Here is a 7187-nt window from a genome sequence, read left to right as displayed (position 1 = left end):
AGCTCAGGAAACAGCGTGCTTTGGCTGCGGCTTTCTCCAATAACAAATCGTTTCATGCAAATACCCCACAAGACGTTGTGAGATAATTATACCATTATTGACCAGCGTTTTCACACACTCTGGGCCGAATCCAGCCTGTCGCCATGTTGCTGCAAGGTGCAGGTTTGGATTGAAATCACCGGATGATTTCAATTGCAATGGGTTGCAGGATGCGACTTCCATCTGCAACCTAACTTAGGAGCCTTTTATGGTGGCATTGTTTCGAGGGTCTAATTCTCTTTTTTAGATGCTCCAGAAAATCCAGAAACTAATATGTTCATCGTTTCTTGGTTTTTCACTCTAGCAGTTGATGATGTTTATGGGTTGTTTTAGTCGTCTATATTAGTAGTAGCCACTCCCCATCACAGAATGACGTACGCCTCCTCTAGGGTTCTCTACGTCACCATCACGTCGTGGTATCAAGTGAATGTGACAGTGAAAGATAGTCTGCCCGGCACTTTCTCCATTGTTTATTCCAATGTTGAACCCTGAGACGCTTGAATCATCAGTTTCTATAATATTCTTTAGATCCAGTAGCAGACTGTTACATGCGTTAATCTCAGCCTGGCCAAGTTCAAAATACGTGGTGATGTGGCGTTTTGGAATCACAAGCGTATGTAGTTCAGTGACCGGATAGCTATCGCGAATCGCATAAGCGAGTTCATTTTCAGAGATAATTCGTTTCGTGGGAATTTGGCAGAATAAGCAATCAGACTGTCTATGATTGTACATCTCACGAATGCCACGAAAGTCAGTGTCATCGCGATCTCGCTTCATCGCATTGCAGCTATAGCAGAGCGATTGAAAGTTGCTGATGTTATCGCTTCCTCCGTGATTGCGAGGAACTATATGATCGACCTCTAAGGCTTTTTCGGCTGCTGATATACCGCATAACTCACACCGAAACTGTGCCCGTTTTAGAACCTCATATCTAATTGTTCCGCTGATATACCCAGTGGATTTCTTGCGGTGCTGATAGACACTGTCACCACGAGACTCTAGGAACTGTCCCAGTCGATTTTGACACAGGGAGATTAGTGCCTCTACTTGCTCAGGGCTTAGCTCCTCAAAACCAATGATCTCATAGTATTTTGAATCCTTGTCTCGAGTGACAACTTCATTATTTCTAAGGACCTTACCAACCATATTATTTGTGATTTTGGTATAATATTCGATCTGACTTTGATCGTGAGAGAGTAGCTCCTTGGCTATATCAAGCTGATGACGTTTACCTCTGTTTTTCAGAATCTCCATCAACATGACAGGTTGATATATATGCGACATTCGCATTTTCTTTTCTATATATTCACACAGCGCTTCATACTTCATGGTTATAGTCCCACACTTTATCAGGTGCCACGATAAATATTTTTTCTGTGGTACCCTAGGTAGTTTTTTTGCCGCTCATGAAAGCTTCCGACACATTTGTTCGAATCTATTTTCCATGCTTGCAGAATATCCGAGATTTCATTTGAAGCTATAAGCATCAGCCCGTCATCTGAGAAACTAATCCATCCATTGTCGAATAGCTTGTCGATGTGAGGTGATAGTAAGAGGCCGTTACTTCCATCCAGTCGCTCGGTATTGTCACTGTCTCGCCAAGGCTTGATATGGCTAGCTACTAAAAAACGTCTATCAGTTATTCCAGTGATTCGACAGCCGCTTTCTATTTTTTCCACGTTGATTCGAAAGGTGCCTTGCCCACGTCTAGATTTAATTATTTGTTCTTTCTCTGTCTCAGCAATCTGCAGTTGCTTAATATCATGCTCTATCTCATTTTCATTTGCGTCTTTTTCAAGGTCATATAGAACACCAGTAATTGCGGTTTCTCTATTCGATATGATTGCCAGAAGCCTACTGCCCAAATCAATGGAGATTTCAGCTAGATAGCAGCTTTGGTTTCCATTGCCATTTTTTTGAATTGGAGAATTTCGTTCGGGTAATAGTGGGGCAATTGTACTGATATGGTCCTTTGGTTTTACAAAAGAAGATAACATTGTCCAGTTGACTTGAACCAGCCAACCATTGTTATCCCATTGATCTCCTGTTTTACCAAAATCGGAAGGTTTCTGTTTTTCTTCAAAAAGGTGAGAGACAATCCCTACAGCTTTTATTTCTCCGTTTGCGTATGAGAAAATCCGGTCTCCGGTGCTTGCCAATGTTAAGTTGATATATGTCTGGTTTCTTGCGCCATTCTTGTTTGCCTTGGGGGACCAAATGTAGCCACCAGAAAGCTCCTCATTGAATGTTTGTTTATGGTTAACCCACCAATACTTCACAATAGCCTCCCTAAGCCATCTTATTAGGTTAGCAGTAAACTAGCAGACTACAAACTTTCTTTCGGTCAAAATAGATATAAAGGGTGATGTAGCATTTAAGCATGTGTCATCTGTTCTGTTACGTGGACTTGCACTTAAGAGGGTCAGTTTTTTCAAATTGAGAATATTTTGCTATGCTCAGAAGCAAGGAGGATTTCTTATGACTCGAATATTCATTCTTGCAGCATCACTGTTGGTTTTTTCTTCACCGTCCCTGGCTGGCAATCCCTTTTCAAGTATCTGCCCAGATAAAGAGGTTGTGTACTGTGGAAAAGTTGGAAAAACAGCCTATAACTCATTTGGACCTGCGGCATTAAGAGCAGTAAATATTGGTCCTATTGTTGGTGTTGCCTATAAATTAAAAGGTGCTTTGATAAGTCGACCAGAATCTTCATCTATTCAATTGGCCTCCAAAAATTCTTATTATTATATAATTGGGCCAGGAGGAGTTGCTGACTATTACTTTCTTCGTGATGTGAGTGAGATTGATGGAAAGTAATGGTACCTGCTGACTTATTTTAACCGGCTAGTGCTGTAGTCCTTCGCTTGATCAGGGCGATGCCCCTTGCCTCTTTGTTTAGCCAGATAACTTAGGCGGTAAACAGCATCGGCAAAAACGCTGTCATTATCAACGAAGTAAAAGGGCTTTGGGATAACTGGCATATGGTTGTTGTGGTGATCAACGTGCTCCCATTTGTCAGCAATTGCTTCCAATAGTTTTTTAGAGTGTCTGATTTTGTCGCCATCAATGAAAAGAGCGAAGTGATAGTGCTGGTGCTTGCTCCTTTCCTGTTCTCGAACCCACACAAAGCCAACATCCTTGGTTTTATAGTTACGCTTTATCCACTGAATAATTTGATTGCGAAATTGACTTACCATTAGGCTGTTGGAGTCAAAAGCGAAACTATGAAGGTCAAATCGAACCACTAGCAAGCGCCCATGCTTTTTCCTAGCAATGCTTAGTTGCTCCAGGACTTTTCGCATTACCTCCCGGTAAACTCCCGATCTTTTGGTGACGTTCACCTTATAGGTTACGCCGCCAAACTCGAATTGTTCACTATAGCTTATAGTCTTTCTGTTCATAGTCCTTTGGGATTGGTGTTAGGGCTATATAGATATTAGAAATAACCGCCTCTATTCGGACGTTTTCTGAATAACTATTTTCAATAGTAGTAATGCTTAAATGCGGGGTTTGTGTTGCAAAACCGCTGTTGCAAAACCGCTGTTTTGAATGCTGAAAACAAAGTTGGAGTAATTCTTGAGGCTAGAGGCCAAACAAGCAGATAGCTGGGCCTACCTGCTGTTTGGTTGCCTATGGTATGGAGTTATATCTCTAGGTGCCTGATGATGCGTAAGCGCTCGTCTCGCGGTCCTTTGAGCCTTTCTTTAGAAGGATCTCCATCGCTTTCACTTTTTGTTCTGGTTCAAGCCAATAGCGGCAGCAGCTTGTTGGGATGCCCATGTAGCCTGGAACCGTTTCAAACCTTCTGGCTATGGTGATACCATGCTTTTGTTGGATTGTTGAAACGGTAGAAGGAAGGCAGTGATCGTTAAACCTCTCTGCCTCATATCTGTTTAGACTTTGCTCTGCCAGGATACGTAATATTCGAATGCTTTTTGTTGGGTTCTTGTTATCCTTACCCTCAAGTTTGCATTGCTGTGCTGACTTAACTGAAGCCCCAGGCGTTACCGCGCCTTGGGCTTTTTTATTAGGGATAGTCATGCTGTCACCCCCTTACGTGACTGAAGCCACTGTTCTATTTCTTGAGAGTCCCAGCCCACTGCGTTTGTGGAAAGTTTTATACGGCGCGGAAACCTTCCATCTTGCTCAAGCCGCCAAACTTGTGACCTTGAAAGGGGAACAACCTCTCTTAATTTTGCCCATCGAATAATTGTCATGTGTAACCTCGCATCATTTATTCAGCGCGTTGCCGTGCTGTGAAGCGAGAGGCTTACTTGTGAAAAGAATAGAAACAGTCTGTCTACTTAGCAAAAAGGGGGATTGAAGTTAGCATGCTACCCCTTTTTTGGCCTTCCTGGTTTACGAATATAATTATCTTCCTTGTCTGCTTGCTTGGCCCAGACTGTAAGTGTTGTGTCGGCAATATGGGGATAATGTTTTCTCAGCTCTGATATGACTTTTTGTCTTGGGAAAGAAACTTCGGCTGTGGTTCCTCGTTCTGCTCTGTAATCGTTTTTGAAGGCTTTTCGGTCATCAGCATGATGGCTTTTTCCTCCTATTGATCGCCACTGCTTCTGGAGGGATTTTTCATCTGTCGATTGAGATGATCGTGGCACGGAGTCATCAAGTTCATGCTCGAGCTTTTTCAGTTTTGATTCAGCTTTAGATATTTGGATTTCTAGGTGTACTACTTCATTCGGAACCGAAGTGTTATTTAAGCATTCGGTCCATTTATTTATTTGCATGTGAAGGATGACGGCTTTATCGAATATTTTCTTCTGTGCGGGGTTTTCTTCCCAGTAGATACGCTGCTCATTCATCCAGTCTTGAATATCGTCCATCATGTATCTATGTCCACATTCTTGGAATTAACTTCAGTTCTAATTTTCTCTAATATTAAATGGACTAGGCTAGAGCTTTTGTTCTGTTCTGCTCCTGGGGCTTGCTCTGTCCATCTGCGGTTGCGTTGAATGAAAAAGAGAAAACAGCGTAATTCGGAAAGGTCATCAGGAAGTGCTTTGGTTGTCTCGAAATCATTTATCCATTTCTTAAATAAAGGATTGATCACATCCCATATCTCTCTTGCATCAGGGTGTTTTTGCTCTAAATAGTCATATCCATTAAACGTAAGTGCAAAATCAGAAATTTCTGGAATCCACTTGGCTTTTTTGCCTGGAATCATATCTATGGTTAATTCTTTATTAGAGTATTCTTTCATGGCCTTCCCTCTCAGCGATTGAGAACAATGACATTATCGTTTTTTGTTTTGGAAAGAATTGATTCAAGCTTTCTTCCCCAGGCTTCTAGGGCCTGTTTTTTTTCTTTATCATAACTATGTCGATCATAGATGGCCGTCACGCCACCTTCAACGTGGTTTAACACCTTAGATACTGTGAGGCGATTAAAGCCTGACTTGGTCATGTTTGTAGCTGCTGTCCGCCTGAAGTCATGTGGGGTAAACCATTCTGGATCATTTTTTGTGAGAGTTGCCTCAGGATTACTTTCTGTAGGTTTTTTGATTCGCATTAGGTAGCGCCGAGTTGCGCGGCTGACGCTATCGCCTCTCAGGTGCCCGCCATTAGGAGCCGGGAATATCCAAGGAGAACTGTTTTTGACCATTTCTAGCAGGGCCATTGCTTGTGGGGAAAGAGGAATGCGATGAGCTTCATTGTTTTTCGCTTTCTCGGCAGGAATAGTCCAAACATTGTCCTCAATTTCATCCCAGCGCATAGCAACCACTTCGCCCTTTCTTTGCGCGGTAACCAATTGAAGTAATAGTGCGACCTTAGTTTGCTGAGTCATATCACTTTCCAGAATTCCATTCCAATGAGTTCTAATTTCTTCATCCGAAAGGACACGATCCTTTTTGTTCTCTGGGGAAGCTTTAGCAATTTCTAGGCAGGGACTAAATGGTACGATGTCACGGCCTACGGCGAAGCGAAACATCTTGCTAAGTAGGGCTTGTGTTCGATTTGCTGCTATTGGCGCACCCCTGTTGGCGATTTTATCCAGGAGACGAATGATGTCGCGGCGGGTCACTTCTTTTGCGCGCTTTTTTCCTAGCAAAGGAAGAATATCTTTATCTAGGATGCGCTCATCTTCTTTCCAAGAGCGTTTTCGAGGCTTGGCCCACTTCTCAAGGTATTCATTAGCTAATTGTTCAACGGTATCAGCTTCTTTCTCTTTTCTTTTAATCTCCTGTTTTATTTCGGCGGGGTCTCCGCCATTTTCGAATGTTCTTCTAGCATCGGAATAAGCTTTGCGCGCTTCGCTTAGGCTCATGGCTGGATATTTGCCAAGAGTCATGCGGCGAAGGCGTTTATCAATCCTGTAAATGTAGAACCACGACTTATCACCATTCGGATAAATACGTATTCCAAAGCCTACGTTGGGTTTGCCTTCGCGAAGGTCTTGCCGCTTATCAGTTGGCTTGAGAGATTTGATATATCGGTCAGTAAATATGACGCGCACCTCCTTCAGAAGTAAACCCCAGTTTACTAGGGTTTACTTTGGGGTTTACTCTGTAACGCAATTTAGAGAAACACCCCGCAACAGGTTGAATAATATATATCACTATAAGAGACCGCAATATAAAGGAATATTTCTTAGATGCTGGCTTCATGGCGTTTCATTGTGTTTCCAGGAAAAAACGGCTACGAATCAGAAGGCCGGGCGTTCGAATCGCTCAGGGAGCGCCATCTTAAAAAGGACTCGCAGAAATGCGGGTCCTTTTTTCTTTTCAGCACCCCATCCATTTTTCGTCTATAGTATATAACAATGAAATTTCTCGGGGTGGGAAACAGGTACTATATTTAAATAGGTATACTTATTAGATGTTTCTAAGTGATCGAGTGGGTTAGAGCGCGCTATCTTTAAAGGGAGTCGCAGTGGTGCGGCTCCTTTTTTCTTTTCAGGCACACATGCATTTGTTGGCAATAGTTAGGATCAGTGGTTTTTTTTCTGAGCGGGAAACAGGAGAAATCTCGGCGTGAAGTTGTTGGTTCATCATTGCATGGTTAATTAAGGATACTCTGAATAACTCGTCGATTCCTGTATAATTTCTCCGAACAGGAGGAGTTATGGATCAGTTGAGTTTTGCGGAAGCGGAATACGATCACAAGCGTCGCAAGACGCGCCGTGAGGCGTTT

Annotated in this window: 9 protein-coding genes; 1 reads left to right on the top strand and 8 read right to left on the bottom strand. The window is 42.7% G+C overall.

Going from position 1 to position 7187, the window contains the following annotated elements:
* Positions 1-381: 381 nt before the first annotated feature.
* Positions 382-1368 (bottom strand): HIT domain-containing protein, encoded by a 987-nt coding sequence (locus F3F93_RS12305; protein ID WP_206675444.1) that lies wholly within the window; start codon positions 1366-1368, stop codon positions 382-384.
* A gap of 20 nt (positions 1369-1388) precedes the next feature.
* The gene (locus tag F3F93_RS12300; protein ID WP_176959495.1) at positions 1389-2318 is read right to left on the bottom strand and encodes an HNH endonuclease; all 930 of its coding nucleotides are present in this window, start codon (positions 2316-2318) and stop codon (positions 1389-1391) included.
* A gap of 199 nt (positions 2319-2517) precedes the next feature.
* Between F3F93_RS12300 and F3F93_RS12295 the strand changes: the two genes are divergently transcribed.
* Complete coding sequence (locus F3F93_RS12295) at positions 2518-2856, top strand: hypothetical protein (protein WP_176959494.1); 339 nt, start codon at positions 2518-2520, stop codon at positions 2854-2856.
* A gap of 14 nt (positions 2857-2870) precedes the next feature.
* Here the strand turns inward: F3F93_RS12295 and F3F93_RS12290 are convergent, their stop codons facing one another.
* The 6 genes from F3F93_RS12290 to F3F93_RS12265 all read right to left on the bottom strand — a co-directional run bounded on the left by F3F93_RS12290 (position 2871) and on the right by F3F93_RS12265 (position 6510).
* Positions 2871-3440 (bottom strand): inovirus-type Gp2 protein, encoded by a 570-nt coding sequence (locus tag F3F93_RS12290; protein WP_176959493.1) that lies wholly within the window; start codon positions 3438-3440, stop codon positions 2871-2873.
* A 250-nt stretch (positions 3441-3690) separates the two neighbouring features.
* Positions 3691-4080 (bottom strand): hypothetical protein, encoded by a 390-nt coding sequence (locus tag F3F93_RS12285; protein ID WP_206675443.1) that lies wholly within the window; start codon positions 4078-4080, stop codon positions 3691-3693.
* Complete coding sequence (locus F3F93_RS12280) at positions 4077-4256, bottom strand: AlpA family phage regulatory protein (RefSeq protein WP_176959492.1); 180 nt, start codon at positions 4254-4256, stop codon at positions 4077-4079. Before F3F93_RS12280 ends, F3F93_RS12285 begins: the two co-directional genes overlap by 4 nt.
* Before the next feature lie 117 nt (positions 4257-4373).
* The gene (locus F3F93_RS12275) at positions 4374-4883 is read right to left on the bottom strand and encodes a hypothetical protein (RefSeq protein WP_176959491.1); all 510 of its coding nucleotides are present in this window, start codon (positions 4881-4883) and stop codon (positions 4374-4376) included.
* On the bottom strand, positions 4880-5257 hold the full coding sequence (locus F3F93_RS12270) for a hypothetical protein (protein WP_176959490.1): 378 nt from the start codon (positions 5255-5257) through the stop codon (positions 4880-4882). The genes F3F93_RS12275 and F3F93_RS12270 overlap by 4 nt, the downstream gene beginning before the upstream one ends.
* 11 nt (positions 5258-5268) lie before the next feature.
* Positions 5269-6510: a site-specific integrase gene (locus F3F93_RS12265; RefSeq protein ID WP_206675442.1), complete on the bottom strand. Its 1242-nt coding sequence runs from the start codon at positions 6508-6510 to the stop codon at positions 5269-5271.
* Positions 6511-7187 lie beyond the last annotated feature (677 nt).

It is taken from the genome of Mariprofundus sp. KV (genome assembly GCF_013387475.1).
Taxonomy (GTDB): domain Bacteria; phylum Pseudomonadota; class Zetaproteobacteria; order Mariprofundales; family Mariprofundaceae; genus Mariprofundus.
This window is presented reverse-complemented; position numbering and strand designations above follow the sequence as displayed.